The organism is Pseudomonas sp. MWU13-2862, assembly GCF_023242495.1.
Classification (GTDB): Bacteria; Pseudomonadota; Gammaproteobacteria; order Pseudomonadales; family Pseudomonadaceae; genus Aquipseudomonas; species Aquipseudomonas gingeri_D.
Window position 1 is genome coordinate 508,574 of record NZ_JALMEZ010000001.1, and the last position, 17,015, is coordinate 525,588.

General features: G+C 62.5%; 13 protein-coding genes. 8 read left to right on the forward strand and 5 right to left on the reverse strand.

Annotated features, from left to right (window positions below; genetic code table 11):
* Window positions 1-93 precede the first annotated feature (93 nt).
* The 4 genes from xdhA to guaD are packed head-to-tail and all read left to right on the forward strand — an operon-like array spanning window position 94 to window position 6,095.
* A complete protein-coding gene (xdhA, locus tag M5C56_RS02365) occupies window positions 94-1,548 on the forward strand; it encodes a xanthine dehydrogenase small subunit (protein WP_103497391.1) in 1,455 nt (484 codons plus the stop codon).
* Window positions 1,541-3,943, forward strand: a complete 2,403-nt coding sequence (gene xdhB / locus M5C56_RS02370; RefSeq protein ID WP_103497390.1) for a xanthine dehydrogenase molybdopterin binding subunit — start codon at window positions 1,541-1,543, stop codon at window positions 3,941-3,943. Before xdhA ends, xdhB begins: the two co-directional genes overlap by 8 nt.
* On the forward strand, window positions 3,940-4,782 hold the full coding sequence (gene xdhC / locus M5C56_RS02375) for a xanthine dehydrogenase accessory protein XdhC (protein ID WP_103497389.1): 843 nt from the start codon (window positions 3,940-3,942) through the stop codon (window positions 4,780-4,782). The genes xdhB and xdhC overlap by 4 nt, the downstream gene beginning before the upstream one ends.
* Window positions 4,783-4,790: 8 nt before the next feature.
* Complete coding sequence (gene guaD, locus M5C56_RS02380) at window positions 4,791-6,095, forward strand: guanine deaminase (RefSeq protein ID WP_103497388.1); 1,305 nt, start codon at window positions 4,791-4,793, stop codon at window positions 6,093-6,095.
* Between the two features lie 155 nt (window positions 6,096-6,250).
* Here the strand turns inward: guaD and M5C56_RS02385 are convergent, their stop codons facing one another.
* The gene (locus tag M5C56_RS02385) at window positions 6,251-7,015 is read right to left on the reverse strand and encodes a GntR family transcriptional regulator (protein ID WP_100939121.1); all 765 of its coding nucleotides are present in this window, start codon (window positions 7,013-7,015) and stop codon (window positions 6,251-6,253) included.
* 226 nt (window positions 7,016-7,241) lie between these two features.
* Between M5C56_RS02385 and M5C56_RS02390 the strand changes: the two genes are divergently transcribed.
* Entirely contained in the window at window positions 7,242-8,432 is a 1,191-nt protein-coding gene (locus tag M5C56_RS02390; RefSeq protein ID WP_103497387.1) for a benzoate/H(+) symporter BenE family transporter, read from the forward strand.
* Window positions 8,433-8,567: 135 nt separating this feature from the next.
* Here the strand turns inward: M5C56_RS02390 and M5C56_RS02395 are convergent, their stop codons facing one another.
* The 3 genes from M5C56_RS02395 to M5C56_RS02405 all read right to left on the reverse strand — a co-directional run bounded on the left by M5C56_RS02395 (window position 8,568) and on the right by M5C56_RS02405 (window position 13,088).
* Complete coding sequence (locus M5C56_RS02395; protein ID WP_103497386.1) at window positions 8,568-10,535, reverse strand: methyl-accepting chemotaxis protein; 1,968 nt, start codon at window positions 10,533-10,535, stop codon at window positions 8,568-8,570.
* Between the two features lie 116 nt (window positions 10,536-10,651).
* Window positions 10,652-12,076, reverse strand: coding sequence for a PLP-dependent aminotransferase family protein (locus M5C56_RS02400; RefSeq protein ID WP_103497385.1), 1,425 nt, complete (start codon window positions 12,074-12,076; stop codon window positions 10,652-10,654).
* Window positions 12,077-12,326: 250 nt separating this feature from the next.
* Window positions 12,327-13,088, reverse strand: coding sequence for an SDR family oxidoreductase (locus M5C56_RS02405; RefSeq protein ID WP_103497384.1), 762 nt, complete (start codon window positions 13,086-13,088; stop codon window positions 12,327-12,329).
* Between the two features lie 235 nt (window positions 13,089-13,323).
* On the opposite strand from M5C56_RS02405, the gene M5C56_RS02410 reads away from it, so the two are divergent.
* A complete protein-coding gene (locus M5C56_RS02410; protein ID WP_103497383.1) occupies window positions 13,324-14,328 on the forward strand; it encodes an NADP-dependent oxidoreductase in 1,005 nt (334 codons plus the stop codon).
* Window positions 14,329-14,399: 71 nt separating this feature from the next.
* Here the strand turns inward: M5C56_RS02410 and pyrF are convergent, their stop codons facing one another.
* Complete coding sequence (gene pyrF / locus M5C56_RS02415) at window positions 14,400-15,098, reverse strand: orotidine-5'-phosphate decarboxylase (RefSeq protein WP_177145861.1); 699 nt, start codon at window positions 15,096-15,098, stop codon at window positions 14,400-14,402.
* Window positions 15,099-15,360: 262 nt separating this feature from the next.
* Between pyrF and eat the strand changes: the two genes are divergently transcribed.
* Complete coding sequence (eat, locus tag M5C56_RS02420; RefSeq protein ID WP_247263005.1) at window positions 15,361-16,725, forward strand: ethanolamine permease; 1,365 nt, start codon at window positions 15,361-15,363, stop codon at window positions 16,723-16,725.
* A gap of 121 nt (window positions 16,726-16,846) precedes the next feature.
* Window positions 16,847-17,014, forward strand: coding sequence for a DUF2897 family protein (locus tag M5C56_RS02425; RefSeq protein WP_103495866.1), 168 nt, complete (start codon window positions 16,847-16,849; stop codon window positions 17,012-17,014).
* The last annotated feature ends 1 nt before the right edge of the window (window position 17,015 follow it).

Sequence of the window (17,015 nt, forward strand, 5' to 3'; positions counted from 1 at the left end):
GACCCAAAGGTCAGATATTTGTTGACCGAAAAGTCAGATATCACTAGATTCTGCCCATCGGTCAACAACAATAATGAGTCTGCGAGGCCTTCCGTGATCCAGTTTTTACTCAACCAGGAACTCCGCCGCGAGCACGCCCTGGACCCGAATCTGACGGTGCTCGAGTATTTGCGCGAGCACCTGGGCAAATCCGGCACCAAGGAAGGCTGCGCCAGCGGCGATTGCGGTGCCTGCACCGTGGTGGTCGGCGAGTTGCATTGCGACGCTTCGGGCCAGGAGCAGATCCGCTATCGCAGCCTCAATTCCTGCCTGACCTTTGTCTCGTCGCTACACGGCAAGCAACTGATCAGCGTTGAAGACCTCAAGCATCAGGGCCAACTGCACAGCGTGCAACAAGCCATGGTCGACTGCCATGGCTCGCAGTGCGGCTTCTGCACGCCGGGCTTCGTGATGTCGCTGTTCGCCCTGCAAAAGAACAGCGATGCCCCGGACAGCCACAAGGCCCATGAAGCCCTGGCCGGCAACCTCTGCCGCTGCACCGGCTACCGGCCGATCCTGGCCGCCGCCGAGCGCGCCTGCTGCAACAAGCCGGCCGACCAGTTCGATGCCCGCGAAGCCGAAACCATCGCCCGTCTCAAGGCCATCGCGCCGACCGAAACCGCGGAACTGAACAGCGGCGACAAGCGCTGCCTGGTGCCCTTGACGGTCGCCGACCTGGCCGCGCTCTACGACTCTTATCCGCAAGCCCGACTGCTGGCCGGCGGTACCGACCTGGCGCTGGAAGTCACCCAGTTCCACCGCACCCTGCCGGTGATGATCTATGTCGGCAACGTGGCCGAACTCAAGCGCATCGAGACCTTTGAAGATCACCTGGAAATCGGCGCCGCGACCCCACTCTCCGATTGCTACGCCGCCCTCAAGGCCGAGTACCCGGACTTCGGCGAACTGCTGCAACGCTTCGCCTCCCTGCAGATCCGCAACCAGGGCACCCTGGGCGGTAATATCGGCAATGCCTCGCCGATTGGTGATTCACCACCGCTGTTGATCGCGCTGAACGCACAACTGCGGCTGCGCAAGGGCGACAGCACGCGCACCCTCGCGCTGGAAGACTATTTCATCGATTACCGGGTCACCGCGCGCCAGGACAGCGAGTTTATCGAAAGCATCATTGTGCCCCGGGCCGATGCCGCATGGCAGTTCCGTGCCTACAAGGTTTCCAAGCGCCTGGACGACGATATTTCAGCCGTCTGTGCAGCCTTCAATCTGCGCCTCGAAAACGGCGTCGTGGCCGAGGCGCGGATCGCTTTCGGCGGCATGGCGGCGATTCCCAAACGGGCCCGTGCCTGCGAACGCGCCCTGGTCGGCCAGCCCTGGAACCAGGACAACCTGGAACGTGCCTGCGCGGCGCTGGGGGAGGATTTCACTCCACTGTCGGACTTCCGCGCCAGCAAGGAATATCGCCTGCTCAGTGCTCGCAACCTGTTGCGCAAGTACTTTATCGAGCTGCAAACACCGCACATCGAGACTCGGGTGACCGCTTATGTCTAACCCTCACGCCGTGGAAAAAACCCAGGCCGAGATGGCCGAACTGTTCGCCCGGGACCTGAGCACCGGCGTCGGTCGCAGCGTCAAGCACGACAGCGCCGACAAACACGTGGCCGGCGAGGCGGTGTATATCGACGACCGCCTGGAATTCCCCAACCAGTTGCACGTCTATGCGCGGATGTCCGATCGCGCCCATGCACGCATCCTCAGCATCGATACCGCGCCGTGCTATGCCTTCGAGGGTGTGCGCATTGCCATTACCCATGAAGACATTCCCGGCCTCAAGGACATCGGCCCGCTGCTGCCGGGCGACCCGCTGCTGGCCATCGATATCGTCGAATTCGTCGGCCAACCGGTGCTCGCCGTCGCCGCCCGCGACCTGGATACCGCACGCCAGGCGGCCATGGCCGCGGTGATCGAGTACGAAGACCTGGAGCCGGTGCTGGATGTGGTCGAGGCCCTGCGCAAACGCCATTTCGTGCTCGACAGCCATACCCATAAACGCGGTGATTCGGCCGCCGCCCTGGCCACTGCCGAACAACGTATCCAGGGCAACCTGCATATCGGCGGGCAGGAACACTTCTACCTGGAAACCCAGATCTCCTCGGTCATGCCCACCGAAGACGGCGGGATGATTGTCTATTGCTCGACCCAGAACCCCACCGAAGTACAGAAGCTGGTGGCCGAGGTGCTGGACGTGTCGATGAACAAGATCGTGGTCGATATGCGGCGCATGGGTGGCGGTTTCGGCGGCAAGGAAACCCAGGCCGCCAGCCCCGCCTGCCTCTGTGCGGTGGTGGCCCGCCTGACCGGGCAACCGACCAAAATGCGCCTGCCCCGGGTCGAAGACATGCTGATGACCGGCAAGCGCCACCCCTTCTATATCGAGTACGACGTCGGCTTCGACAGCAGCGGGCGCCTGCACGGGATCAACCTGGAACTGGCAGGCAACTGCGGTTGTTCGCCAGACCTGTCGGCATCGATTGTCGACCGGGCGATGTTCCATGCCGACAATGCCTATTACCTGGGCGACGTCACCGTCAACGGCCATCGCTGCAAGACCAACATCGCTTCCAACACCGCCTATCGCGGCTTCGGCGGTCCGCAAGGCATGGTCGCCATCGAAGAGGTGATGGACAGCATCGCCCGGCACCTGGGCCTCGATCCGCTGGCGGTGCGCAAGGCCAACTATTACGGCAAGACCGAACGCAACGTCACCCATTATTACCAGACCGTCGAGCACAATATGCTCGAGGAAATGACCGCCGAACTGGAAGCCAGCAGCCAGTACGTCGAACGGCGGGAAACCATTCGCCGCTACAACGCCCACAGCCCGGTGCTGAAAAAAGGCCTGGCGCTGACGCCGGTGAAATTCGGTATCTCGTTCACCGCCAGTTTCCTCAACCAGGCCGGGGCGCTGGTGCACGTCTACACCGACGGTAGCATCCACCTGAACCACGGTGGCACGGAGATGGGCCAGGGCTTGAACACCAAGGTCGCGCAGGTGGTGGCCGAGGTGTTCCAGGTGGAAATCGATCGGGTGCAGATCACCGCCACCAACACCGACAAGGTGCCCAATACCTCGCCCACCGCCGCCTCCAGCGGTGCCGACCTGAACGGCAAGGCGGCGCAGAACGCCGCCGAGATCATCAAGCAGCGATTGGTGGAGTTTGCCGCGCGGCACTACAAGGTCAGCGAGGCGGACGTGGAATTCCGCAACGGCCACGTGCGGGTACGCGACCAGATCCTGACCTTCGAGACGTTGATCCAGCAGGCGTATTTCGCCCAGGTGTCGCTGTCGAGCACCGGCTTCTACAAGACGCCGAAGATCTACTACGACCGCAGCCAGGCCCGGGGCCGGCCGTTCTATTACTTCGCTTATGGCGCGGCCTGCGCCGAGGTCATCGTCGATACCCTGACCGGCGAGTACAAGATGCTGCGCACCGACATCCTGCATGATGTCGGCGCCTCGCTGAACCCGGCCATCGATATCGGCCAGGTGGAAGGCGGCTTTGTCCAGGGCATGGGCTGGCTGACCATGGAAGAACTGGTGTGGAACGCCAAGGGCAAGTTGATGACCAACGGCCCGGCCAGCTACAAGATCCCGGCGGTGGCCGATATGCCGCTGGACCTGCGGGTCAAGCTGGTGGAGAACCGCAAGAACCCGGAAGACACGGTGTTCCATTCCAAGGCCGTGGGCGAACCGCCCTTTATGCTGGGGATTGCGGTGTGGTGTGCGCTCAAGGATGCGGTGGCGAGCCTGGCGGATTATCGGGTTCAACCGAAAATCGATGCCCCGGCGACGCCGGAGCGGGTGTTATGGGGCTGCGAGCAGATGCGTCAGGTCAAGGCGGAACAGGTCGCGGTTGTCGAACAGACGACAGAGAGGTGTCTATGAACTACTGGATCAGCGCCCTCGCCGACCTGCAGAACCAGGGCGAGCCCTGCGTGCTGGTGACCATCATCGAAGAGCTCGGTTCGACGCCGCGCAATGCCGGTTCGAAAATGGTCGTCAGTGCCGCCGGCGCCTTCGACACCATCGGCGGTGGTCACCTGGAATACAAGGCCATGCAGATCGCCCGGGACATGCTCGCCCGCGGCCAGCAGAATACTCACTTGGAGCGCTTTAGCCTGGGTGCCAGCCTCGGCCAGTGCTGCGGCGGCGCCACGGTGCTGCTGTTCGAGCCCATGGGCCAGGTCCAGGCAGAAATCGCGGTGTTCGGCGCCGGCCATGTCGGCCGCGCCCTGGTGCCCTTGCTCGCCAGCCTGCCCTGCCGGGTACGTTGGATCGACTCCCGCGAACAGGAGTTTCCGGCGCAACTACCCAGCGGTGTGCGCAAGATCGTCAGCGAGGAACCGGTGGATGAGATCGACAACCTGCCCGCGGGCAGCTACTGCATCGTCATGACCCATAATCACCCGCTCGATCTGGAACTCACCGCCGCGATCCTCAAGCGCAACGACTTCGCCTATTTCGGCCTGATCGGCTCGAAGACCAAACGGGTCAAGTTCGAACACCGCCTGCGCGAGCGCGGCTTCGACGCCAGCGTGCTGCAACGCATGCGCTGTCCGCTGGGATTGGCCGAAGTCAAAGGCAAGTTGCCGGTGGAAATCGCCATCTCCATCGCCGGCGAGATCATCGCCACCTATAACGCGAATTTCGGCCAGCACAGCGCGAGCGCCGAACCTATTGCCAAACTGCTGCCGGCTTCGCGCCGCAGCCAGGCCACACACTGAGAAAGACCATGCCTTCGACCCGTACCGCCTACCGCGCCGCCCTCCTGCACAGCCTCGCCGATCCGGCCGAGGTCGGCATCGAGGCCTCCTATGAATATTTCGAAGACGGCCTGCTGGTGGTCGAGAACGGCCGCATCATCGCCCTCGGCGCCGCCAGCGAGCTGCTGCCGACCCTGCCCGCCGATGTTGAAGTCATCCAGCACACCGACGCGCTGATCACCCCGGGCTTTATCGACACCCATATCCACCTGCCGCAAACCGGCATGGTCGGCGCCTATGGCGAGCAACTGCTGGACTGGCTGAACACCTACACCTTCCCCTGCGAAAGCCAGTTCGCCGACCGCGCCCATGCCGAGGAAGTCGCGGATATCTTCATCAAGGAATTGCTGCGCAACGGCACCACCACCGCCCTGGTCTTCGGCAGCGTGCACCCGCAATCGGTGGATGCTTTCTTCGAGGTCGCGGAGAAACTCGACCTGCGGATGATCGCCGGCAAGGTGATGATGGACCGCAACGCGCCGGACTACCTGACCGACACCGCCGAATCCGGCTACCTGGAGAGCAAGGCGCTGATCGAGCGCTGGCATGGCAAGGGTCGCCTGCACTACGCGGTGACACCACGTTTCGCGCCGACTTCAACGCCGGAGCAATTGACCCTGGCCGGCCAACTGCTGGGGGAATACCCGGACCTGTACATGCAGACCCACATCAGTGAGAACCTGCAGGAAGTGCAGTGGGTCAAGGAGCTGTTCCCGGAGCGCAAGGGTTATCTGGACGTCTACGACCACTACCAACTGCTCGGCGAGCGCTCGGTGTTCGCCCATGGTGTGCACTTGTGTGACGATGAGTGTGCACGCCTGGCGCAGACCGGCTCGGCGGTGGCGTTCTGTCCGACCTCGAACTTCTTCCTCGGCAGCGGCTTGTTCAACCTGCCGATGGCGGAGAAACACAAGTTGAATGTTGGCGTGGGCACGGACGTGGGCGGCGGCACCAGCTTCTCGATCCTGCACACGCTGAACGAGGCCTACAAGGTGATGCAGCTGCAAGGGGCACGGTTGAGTCCGTTCAAATCGCTGTACCTGGCGACTCTCGGCGGCGCCCGGGCGCTGCGCCTGGAGGACAGGATCGGCAGCCTGCAACCGGGCAGCGACGCCGACTTCCTGGTGCTGGATTATCACGCCACGCCACTGCTCAGTTATCGCCTGAAGCAGGCCAGGAATATTGCCGAGATATTGTTCGTCCTGATGACCCTGGGGGATGACCGGACGGTGAAGCAGACCTATGCGGCGGGGAACCTGGTGCATCAGCGCTGAGCGCACCCAGTCTCATCGACAACACATAACCTGTAGGAGCAGGGCTTGCCCGCGAAGCTTTTAGCGATCTCAAGGCCGCCTTCGCGGGCAAGCCCTGCTCCTACAAGGTTCGTATCGGTACACAGTATTGTGGCAAGGCAGAACCGGGCAATTGCCTACAGCTTTGCCCCGGACCGCCCCGGCTTCTTGGCCAGCAACAAGTGCGAGAACACCGCATGCAGGTCATCCGACGCACTCTCTTCATCGAGGTTGAGCTTGCTGTCGATATGGTCCATGTGGTGCATCATCAAGTCCACTGCCAGCACCGCATCCCGGGCCTCGATGGCATCGATCAACTGGGTGTGTTCATCGTAGGAACAGTGCGAACGATTGCCGCTTTCGTATTGGGCGATAATCAATGAAGTCTGCGACACCAGGCTGCGCTGGAAGCTGATCAGCGGGGCATTCTTCGCCGCTTCCGCCAGCTTGAGATGGAACTCGCCGGAAAGGCGGATCCCCGCCCCACGATCGCCACGGGAAAAACTGTCGCGTTCATCGTTGACCATCTGCCGCAACAGCGCCAATTCCTCAGCCGTGGCGTGCAAGACCGCAAGCTCGGTAATCGCCTTCTCCACCATGCGCCGGGCCAGGAACACCTGGCGGGCTTCCTCGACACTGGGACTCGCCACCACCGCGCCACGGTTCGGGCGCAACAACACCACGCCTTCATGGGCCAGGCGCGACAAGGCACGGCGAATGATGGTGCGACTGACCCCGAAAATTTCCCCCAGCGCTTCTTCGCTCAACTTGGTCCCGGGCGCCAGCCGTTGTTCGAGAATGGCCTCGAAGATATGCGCGTAGACGATATCGTCCTGGGTCCCGGTGCGACCGGCCTTGCCGGCACGCGGTTGTTTCTTGAGGGGTTGCAACTGTTCGTTCATGGTCACTCGGATCGGAGACGGCGGCGAATGGACCCCGACTGGCGAACGGCACAGCGGGTCACTGACAAGTAGCGCGTAAAAGCATGGCACATTGTACACAAAGCCGGGTGCCAACACGACTGTACGGCTGTTTGCCGCGCCGGCTGTATTGCAATCAGCCCGCACCTTTACGTTTAGTCTACCCGGACTGTTACCGCTTGTTTCCCTGTACAAGGAATGCCGTCCCATGACCGACCTCACCCAGGCACGCCTGCGCCCCTTGGCCGACACCTCACCTTCCGCCGTGGTCGCCGGGTTTATCGCGATGATGACCGGCTACACCAGTTCCCTGGTGCTGATGTTCCAGGCCGGGCAAGCCGCGGGACTGACCACCGGACAGATCTCCTCGTGGATCTGGGCGCTGTCGATCGGCATGGCGATTTGCAGCATCGGCCTGTCCCTGCGTTACCGGACGCCGATCACCATCGCCTGGTCAACCCCCGGTGCGGCGCTGTTGATCACCAGCCTATCCGGGGTGACCTATGGCGAGGCGATCGGTGCCTATATCACCTGCGCGCTGCTGGTGACGATCTGCGGCCTGACCGGCAGTTTCGAGAAGCTGGTCAAGCGCCTGCCTTCGTCACTGGCGGCGGCGCTGCTGGCGGGCATCCTGTTCAAGATCGGCAGCGAGATCTTCGTCGCCGCGCAGCATCGCACCGGGCTGGTGCTGGGGATGTTCTTCAGCTACCTGATCATCAAGCGCCTGTCGCCACGCTATGCCGTGCTTGCCGCGTTGCTGGTCGGCACAGCCGTCTCGGGCCTGTTGGGCTTGCTGGACTTCAGCGGCTTCAACCTGGAGGTGGCGACGCCGGTGTGGACCACGCCCTCGTTCTCCCTGGCGGCAACCATCAGCATCGGCATTCCGTTGTTCGTGGTGGCCATGACCTCGCAGAACATGCCCGGCATCGCCGTGCTGCGCGCCGACGGCTACAACGTGCCGGCCTCACCGTTGATCAGCGTGACCGGGATCGCCTCGCTGCTGCTGGCGCCTTTCGGCTCCCACGGGATCAACCTGGCGGCCATCAGCGCGGCCATCTGCACCGGGCCCCATGCCCATGAGGACAAGAACAAGCGCTACACGGCCGCCGTCTGGTGCGGGATTTTCTACGGGATTGCCGGGACCTTCGGGGCGACACTCGCGGCACTGTTCGCCGCGCTGCCCAAGGAGCTGGTGCTGTCGATCGCGGCGCTGGCGCTGTTCGGTTCGATCATGAATGGGTTGAGCCTGGCCATGAACGAGCCCAAGGAGCGGGAAGCCGCGCTGATCACCTTTATGGTGACGGCGTCGGGGTTCACGCTGTTTTCGGTGGGCTCGGCCTTCTGGGGGATCGTGGCGGGGGTGCTGACACTGCTGATCCTCAATTGGCGCAAGGCCTAGATCCCGAAGCCCCACAAAACCTGTAGGAGCCCGGCTTGCCGGCGATGAGGCCAGCAAGTCTTGCGTCGATCTTGCGGACGCCATCGCCGGCAAGCCGGGCTCCTACAGGGAACGCATTCAACCGGGCCTGAAGGATCAGATCCGGAAATGCCCGACCATCCCCTTCAATTCCATCCCCAGCTGTGCCAACTCGATGCTTGACGCCGCGTTGCCCTGCATCGCCAGCGCAGACTGATCGGCACTGGCGCGGATGCTGGTCACGCTGCGGTTGATTTCTTCGGCCACCGAGCTCTGCTCCTCGGCCGCCGCTGCAATCTGCTGGTTCATCTGCTGGATCAGCGACACCGCCGCGGCGATACTGCCCAGCGCGCTCTCGGTCTGCAAGGCATCGCTGACCGCCAGCTTGACCAGCTCGCCACTGCTCTGGATCTGATGCACCGAGGCCTGCGCGGCCGTGCGCAGGGCACTGACCAGGCGTTCGATCTCTTCGGTGGACTGTTGGGTACGCTTGGCCAGGGCCCGGACTTCATCGGCCACCACGGCAAAACCACGGCCCTGCTCGCCGGCCCGGGCCGCCTCGATGGCCGCGTTGAGGGCCAGCAGGTTGGTCTGCTCGGCCACGCTCTTGATCACCCCGAGCACCGTGCCGATATTCTGGATTTCCGCGCTGAGGCTTTCGATACTCTGGCTCGCCGAACTGGCCGAATCCGCCAGTTGCTCGATCCGCTGCATGCTCTGGCGCACCACCTGCTGGCCGCTGTCGACCTTGTCGTCGGCGGTCTGCGCCGCCTGGGCGGCCTCTTCGGCATTGCGTGCGACATCGTGCACCGTGGCCGTCATCTGGTTCATCGCGGTGGCGACCTGCTCGGTTTCTTCCTTCTGGCTACTGACTTCCAGATTGGTCTGCTCGGTAACCGCCGACAATGAATGCGCCGAGGTCGCCAGTTGCTCGATCCCGGCCTGCAGGCCGCTGACGATGCTGCTCAAGCCCGCGCCCATCTGCTGCATGGCCTGCATCAGTTGACCGATTTCGTCGCGACGCCTGACTTCCACCTTACCGGTCAGGTCACCGGCGGCAATCTGCTGAGCTACCAGGATCACACTGCGCAACGGCGCAACGATCAGACGGGTAATCACCAGCGCCGCCACCAGCCCGACCAGCAAGGCCAGGGCCGACGAGCCGATGATCAGCAGCGAGTTCTTCTTCAGTTCGGCCTGCATCGACTGGTCTTCGGCGGCATAGGCCTGGTTGACCCGCTCCACCACCTGGGCCGCGCGCTCATGCAACTGTTGGTAAACCTTTTTTTCCTGCTCCAGCAGGCCGGTGTATTCGGTGAGCTTGTCACTGAAGCTGGCGATATGGCCACTGACCTCGGTCAGCACCGTCTGATAGCCCGGGTCCTTGACTGAGGTCTTGAGTTCCTCCACTTGGGCCAGGGCCTGGTCGGCCTGCTCGATCTTGCCCTTGCTCTGGTTCTCTTCATTGCCTTTGCGGCTCTGGTCGAGGCGCACCCGGGCCTCGTTCATCGCCTGCAACATCAACTGCGAGACATGGCTGACCTGGCCGGCCTGCTCGACAAAATCCTTGCCGTCCTTGCCCTGGGAATCCTTGAGCGCATAGGTACCGTCATCGGACAAACCGGCCTGGAGCACATCCAGGTTGTTGGCCACGCTGGACACCGACCAACTGGCCATTTCCAGCGCCAGGTCCTTGGTCTGGGTCAGTTCGACGAATTCGTCGAACGCCTTGCGGTAGGCACCCAGGGCCTGCTCGACGTCGGTCATGACCGGCACGTTGGCCGCCGATTGCGCCTTGAGGACCTGCGCCTGCGCCAACAGGCCGTCAACGCCCTGATGCAGGGCATCGACGGTCTTGGGATCCGAACGCAGCGCATATTCCTGCTCCAGCAAACGCACCCGGAGCAATTGGCTGTTGAGCGAAGACATCTGCTTGAGCCCATCGAAGCGCAAGCTGATGGTTTGCAAGGACCAGACACCGATCGCCGCCACCAGACCGGTCAGCAGCAATACCAAGGCAAACCCGATACCCAATTTCTTGGCCATACCGAGATTGGCGAAACGTCCTTGCACGGCAGAAATCATGGCGCTTAATCCCCGATTAGAATGCTGAAGGTGCACACGCCCATTCAAGATTCATGCAGATTCGCAATCGGGATGGGTAAAGCACAAGCCTTTGGCGCCGGAATAATGGCCAAAAGCTACATCCGCGTCGCTTTCAGGATGGTCGAGGTCGATTCGGCGCCGCCCAACAGACGGAAGAACTTCTGCGCGCGCAGATCCGAAGCATAGGCCACATTTATCCTCAGCCAGTCACTGTTTTTACCTTGCGGCATAAAGGCGTCGCCCGGAGCCAGCAGCACCCCCAGCTTGCGTGCCCGGGCCAGGACTTGCGCCAAAGGGTAGCCCGGGCTGCGGGCCCAGATGAACATGCCGCCGGCGGGCTCGGTGAACACTTCCCAGCCCGCCCTCTCCAAGGTGTCCAGGGTGGTGACCCGCTCCACGCTCAGGCGCTGGCGTAGCCGTTGCACCAGCTTGCGATAGGTGCCATTGGCCAGCAGCATGGCAACCACACACTCGGCAAAACGCGAGGCGCCGAGGCTGGTGATCATCTTCACTTGCGCCAGGCGCTGGATCAGTTCGCTTCGGGCACGGACGAATCCGACCCGCAATGAACTGCTCAGGGTTTTCGAAAAACCGCCCACGTAGATCACCCGCTGGGCACTGTCCAACGCGGCCAGTTGTACGCCGGGCCCGCTTTGCAGATCGCTGTAGATAGCGTCTTCGACAATCAGGAAGTCATGGGCCTGGGCCAACTGCAACAACTGCGTGGCCACCGCCAGGGTCAGGCTGGAACCGGTCGGATTATGGTAGAGGCTGTTGATAAACAGGCAACGCGGTCGGTACTGCTGCAACAGCCTGGATAACTGCTCCATGTCCGGACCGGACTGCGTACGCTCCACCTCCAGCAACTTGACTCCTTGCAGCGCGAGCAGTTTGTACAGATTGGCGTAGCCTGGTGTTTCCACCAGGACGCAGTCACCCGGCTTGAGCAGGTGACGCACCAGCAGGTCCAGCGCCTGGGTGACGCCATGGGTTGTCAGTATCTGCTCGGGTGCGCAGGCGATGCCCTTTTGCGTCAGGCGCTTCTGGATCTGTTGACGCAACGCCAGCAGCCCCTGGGGCGTGCTGTAGCTGAACATCCCGTGCATCTGCGTACGACTGACCTGGCGAATGGCATAGGCGATATCATCGCTCTCGCGCCAGCTTTCGGGCACCCAACCGCAGCCCAGCTTCAACTCGCCCAGAGGGTGCTCGCTGAAGGCCCCCCACTCCGCCTCCAAGCCTTCGTACCACTGCCGCTCGCCGTTGTCGCCGGCATCACCGTGGGCATCCGAGACAATAAAGGCCGAGCCGTTGCGCGGTGTCAGCACGCCCTGCGCCACCAGGCGCTGGCAAGCTTCGAGGACATTCGCCTGGCTGAGGGAGTTGTCCTTGGCCAACTGCCGAACCGATGGCAGGCGAGTCCCGGGGCCCGCGCGCTGGCAGCGGATCCACTCGATCACGGCGTTGACGATTTGCTGCACGACGGGGACCAGCGCCTGCCGATCAATTTCCAAATCCATTCTGTTTGACGCTCCAACCCATTGTTATTTCTCGTTAAACAGTTAAACACAAAAGCCCGGGGGTCTTGCTTGCACAAAAAGCCTCTTCCCCCCGCCCTGGAAGGCCCGCCCGCCGGGCCCTGAAGACACCGACTGACGCGCGAGGGCGAATGTACCGACCGGATTTCCAACACCGGCGGACATAAAAAAACCCGCCATTAGACGGGTTCCTTGCAAAGGGGCTACGAACCGGGGCGAAGCGTGCGACAACTCAAATCGCGGTGGCTCCGCCGTCCACGGCCAGGGCGTGACCGGTGGTAAAGGCGGCACCGTCGCTGCACAGATAAAGCACCGCGCTGGCTATCTCCTCGACCTTGCCGATGCGCCCGACCGGATGCATGGCCGCGGCGAACTCGGCTTTCTTCGGATCGGCCTCATAGGCACGACGGAACATATCGGTATCGATCACTGCCGGGCAGACGGCATTGACGCGGATTTTCTTCTTCGCGTACTCGATGGCCGCCGACTTGGTCAGGCCGATGACGGCGTGCTTGGAGGCCGCGTAGATGCTCATCTTCGGTGCCGCGCCCAGGCCCGCCACCGAGGCGGTGTTGACGATCGCGCCACCACCCTGGGCCAGCATCAGCGGCAACTGGTACTTCATGCACAACCAGACGCCTTTGACATTGACGCCCATGATCGCGTCGAACTCATCCAGGGTGCCGTCGGCCAGCTTGCCTTTCTCGATCTCGATACCGGCATTATTGAAGGCGTAGTCAACCCGCCCATAGGCGTTCACCGCTTGGGCCATGAGGTTTTGCACATCGGCTTCCTGGGTGACATTGCAACGCACGAACACGGCATCGCCGCCCGCGGCGCGGATCAGCTCGACCGTGCCCTCACCGCCGGTAACGTCGAGGTCGGCAACGACCACCTTCAGGCCTTCGGCGGCAAACGCCTGGGCGGTCGCACGGCCAATGCCGGCCGCTGCGCCGGTCACCAGGGCTACCTGGCCGGAAAACGTCATGCTCATGGTTATGTCCTCAATGCAATACGAATGGGCTGCTGTGCTCTCAGTCTAGCCAGCGCGGCAACCGTCGCGGCAGCACTATCAGAAGCCCGGTTAATGGCTTATGCATTGCGGTGATAAGGTTATGGGGCCTTTCATCATTGAAGTGGATCACGCCCTATTCGCCTTGCCTGCAAAACTTGCTGTCTGCACGATGAGGGTCTATCAACAAGACTTCATTGATCTTCGAGTGCCTGCCATGACCACCCAGAACAATCGCCAATTCCTGCTGGCCAAGCGCCCGGTCGGCCCTGCGACCCGCGAGACCTTCACCTACCAGCAAGTGCCGGTGGGCGAGCCGGGAGCGGGCCAGATCCTGGTCAAGAACGAATACCTGTCCCTGGACCCGGCCATGCGCGGCTGGATGAACGAGGGCAAGTCCTACATCCCGCCGGTGGGTATCGGCGAGGTGATGCGCGCCCTGGGTGTCGGCAAAGTCGTGGCGTCCAACCATCCGGGCTTTGCCGTCGGCGACCATGTCAACGGCGCCCTGGGGGTGCAGGATTATTTCCTCGGTGAGCCGAAGGGCTTCTACAAGGTCGACCCGACACTGGCGCCGCTGCCGCGCTACCTGTCCGCCCTGGGCATGACCGGTATGACCGCCTATTTCGCCCTCCTGGATGTCGGCGCGCCGAAAGACGGCGAAACCGTGGTGATCTCCGGTGCGGCCGGCGCGGTCGGCAGCATTGCCGGGCAGATTGCCAAGCTCAAGGGTTGCCGGGTGGTGGGGATTGCCGGCGGCGCCGAGAAGTGCCGGTTCCTGATCGACGAACTGGGCTTCGACGGGGCCATCGACTACAAGAGCGAGGATGTGGGCGCCGGCCTGAAACGTGAATGTCCGAAAGGCGTGGACGTGTATTTCGACAACGTCGGCGGCGATATTCTCGACACAGTGCTCACTCGCCTGAACTTCAAGGCGCGCGTGGTGATCTGCGGCGCCATCAGCCAGTACAACAACAAGGAAGCGGTGAAAGGCCCGGCCAATTATCTGGCGCTGCTGGTCAATCGCGCCCGCATGGAAGGCTTCGTGGTGATGGACTACGCCAGTCGTTTCGCCGCGGCCGGACAGGAAATGGCCGGCTGGATCGCCAAGGGCCAGCTCAAGAGCAAGGAAGATATCGTCGAAGGCCTGGAGACCTTTCCGGAAACGCTGATGAAGCTGTTCAGCGGGGAGAATTTCGGCAAGCTGGTGTTGAAGGTTTAAAGCCGGGCCGTCTCAGGTAGAACGCATCGCGAGCAATCGGGCATGCGCCGGTTGCTCGCGATAAGACCTTATCAGGCCAGTTCGGCCACTACCGCCGCCAACGCCTGGGCCGGATCGGCCGCCTGGCTGATCGGGCGACCGATCACCAGATAATCGGAACCGGCATCCAGGGCCTGACGTGGGGTCAGGATACGACGCTGATCGTCCTGGGCGCTGCCCGCAGGACGAATCCCCGGAGTCACCAGTTGCAAGCCCGGATGGGCACTCTTGAGCGCCGTGGCTTCCAGGGCCGAGCACACCAGGCCATCCATCCCGGCCTTTTCCGCCAACGCCGCCAGACGCAATACCTGCACCTGCGGATCGACATCCAGGCCGATACCGGCCAGGTCCTCGCGCTCCATGCTCGTCAGCACGGTCACGCCGATCAGCAACGGCTGCGGGCCGCTGCGCTGATCCAGCACCTCACGGCACGCCGCCATCATGCGCAGGCCGCCGGAGCAATGCACATTGACCATCCACACACCCATCTCCGCCGCTGCCTTGACCGCCATGGCCGTGGTGTTGGGGATATCGTGGAATTTCAGGTCGAGGAACACCTCGAAGCCCTTGTCACGCAGGGTGCCGACAATTTCCGCCGCGCAACTGGTGAACAGCTCCTTGCCGACCTTGACCCGGCACAGTTTCGGGTCCAGTTGATCGGCCAGCTTCAGGGCGGCGTCACGGGAGGGGAAATCCAGGGCGACGATAATAGGCGTCTGGCAGGCGGACATGGGCGGGCTCTCTGGCAAGTCGAAATCGGCGCGCATTGTAGCGGAACCCGGGGCGGACCGGGACCCGGTGATCGGTAAATCTAGTCCCGATGCGCCATAAATGCCCGAGCTCGCACCAAAGCAAGTCGTAACCTTGGCGAACATCGGCGAAACGTCCTCGATACGACAGCTTTTCGCAGATAACGACGCGATCCTGGCGACTGGCACGTCCACTGCACTTACCCGCCCCGAGCAGTATCCAAACCGTTCAGGGAGAAAACGTATGAACACACAACTCAAGCCCACGCTGGGCACACTGCACCTATGGGGCATCGCGGTCGGACTGGTGATCTCCGGGGAGTATTTTGGCTGGAGCTATGGTTGGGGGACCGCCGGCACCCTGGGCTTTCTCATCACCACCTTGCTGGTGGCGACCATGTACACCTGCTTCATCTTCAGCTTCACCGAACTGACCACCGCGATTCCCCATGCCGGCGGGCCTTTTGCCTACAGCCGCCGGGCCTTCGGTGAACGTGGTGGGCTGATCGCAGGGATCGCCACCCTGATCGAATTTGTCTTCGCCCCGCCGGCCATTGCCATGGCCATCGGCGCCTACCTCAATGTCCAGTACCCGGACCTAGACCCGCGCCTGGCCGCCGTCGGCGCCTATGTGGTGTTCATGGGCCTGAATATCCTCGGCGTCAGCATTGCCGCCACCTTCGAACTGGTGGTGACGGTGCTCGCGGTGGCCGAGTTGCTGGTGTTCATGGGCGTGGTCGCGCCGGGCTTCAGCTTCAGCAATTTCGTGCTCAACGGCTGGTCCGGCTCGAGCACTTTCAGCATCGACTCGATCCCCGGCATCTTCGCCGCGATCCCCTTTGCGATCTGGTTCTTCCTCGCCATCGAAGGCGCGGCCATGGCCGCCGAAGAAGCCAAGGACCCCAAGCGCACCATTCCCAAAGCCTACGTCGGCGGTATCCTGACCCTGGTGTTCCTCGCCCTCGGCGTGATGGTGATGGCCGGCGGCGTCGGCGACTGGCGCCAGCTGTCGAACATCAACGACCCGTTGCCCCAGGCAATGAAAGCGGTGGTGGGCAGCAACTCCAGCTGGATGCATATGCTGGTGTGGATCGGCCTGTTCGGCCTGGTGGCGAGCTTCCACGGGATCATCCTCGGCTACTCGCGGCAGTTCTTTGCCCTGGCCCGGGCCGGTTACCTGCCCGCCTACCTGGCCAAGCTGTCACGCTTCCAGACCCCGCACCGAGCCATCATTGCCGGCGGCCTGATCGGCATCGCGGCGATCTACAGCGACGGCCTGATCAACCTGCAGGGCATGAGCCTGACGGCGGCGATGATCACCATGTCGGTATTCGGCGCCATCGTGATGTACATCATCAGCATGCTCAGTCTGTTCAAACTGCGTAAAACCGAACCCAATCTGGAACGCAGCTTCCGCGCACCGGGTTATCCGATCGTGCCGGGGATCGCGCTGGTGCTGGCGGTGGTGTGCCTGATCGCGATGGCCTGGTTCAACACCCTGATCGGCCTGATCTTCCTCGGTTTCATGGCCGCGGGCTTCCTCTACTTCCTGTTGACCGGGCAATCGCGTGCCGCGGCGCCGGCCGATGCGATGCTGACCGGGCTTTAAGGGCTATTCGGACCGATCGGGCTTACAATGGAACCACCGAGAAATCTTTTGACTCGAAGTGGTAAGGGCCGACCTTGCGGATGAAATGCTCATCCGCAAACGGCCCATCTAGGAGAACCTTATGCCCTGGTATGCCTGGCTGATCATCGTCGTCGCCATCGGCTCCATCGTCGGTGGACTGATGATGTTGCGCGACACCGCAAACAAAGTGGAACTGACTGACGAACAGCGTCGGCGCGTCCAGGAACGAAACGCAGAGATGGACGCCCAGGACGCCAAGGATCGCTGAT

Bases quoted from the DNA above. Each gene is read 5' to 3' on its own strand.
- xdhB (WP_103497390.1), top strand. From the start codon at position 1,541: ATGTCTAACCCTCACGCCGTGGAAAAAACCCAGGCCGAGATGGCCGAA.
- xdhC (WP_103497389.1), top strand. From the start codon at position 3,940: ATGAACTACTGGATCAGCGCCCTCGCCGACCTGCAGAACCAGGGCGAG.
- guaD (WP_103497388.1), top strand. From the start codon at position 4,791: ATGCCTTCGACCCGTACCGCCTACCGCGCCGCCCTCCTGCACAGCCTC.
- M5C56_RS02385 (WP_100939121.1), bottom strand. From the start codon at position 7,015: ATGAACGAACAGTTGCAACCCCTCAAGAAACAACCGCGTGCCGGCAAG.
- M5C56_RS02390 (WP_103497387.1), top strand. From the start codon at position 7,242: ATGACCGACCTCACCCAGGCACGCCTGCGCCCCTTGGCCGACACCTCA.
- M5C56_RS02395 (WP_103497386.1), bottom strand. From the start codon at position 10,535: ATGATTTCTGCCGTGCAAGGACGTTTCGCCAATCTCGGTATGGCCAAG.
- M5C56_RS02400 (WP_103497385.1), bottom strand. From the start codon at position 12,076: ATGGATTTGGAAATTGATCGGCAGGCGCTGGTCCCCGTCGTGCAGCAA.
- M5C56_RS02405 (WP_103497384.1), bottom strand. From the start codon at position 13,088: ATGAGCATGACGTTTTCCGGCCAGGTAGCCCTGGTGACCGGCGCAGCG.
- M5C56_RS02410 (WP_103497383.1), top strand. From the start codon at position 13,324: ATGACCACCCAGAACAATCGCCAATTCCTGCTGGCCAAGCGCCCGGTC.
- pyrF (WP_177145861.1), bottom strand. From the start codon at position 15,098: ATGTCCGCCTGCCAGACGCCTATTATCGTCGCCCTGGATTTCCCCTCC.
- eat (WP_247263005.1), top strand. From the start codon at position 15,361: ATGAACACACAACTCAAGCCCACGCTGGGCACACTGCACCTATGGGGC.
- M5C56_RS02425 (WP_103495866.1), top strand. From the start codon at position 16,847: ATGCCCTGGTATGCCTGGCTGATCATCGTCGTCGCCATCGGCTCCATC.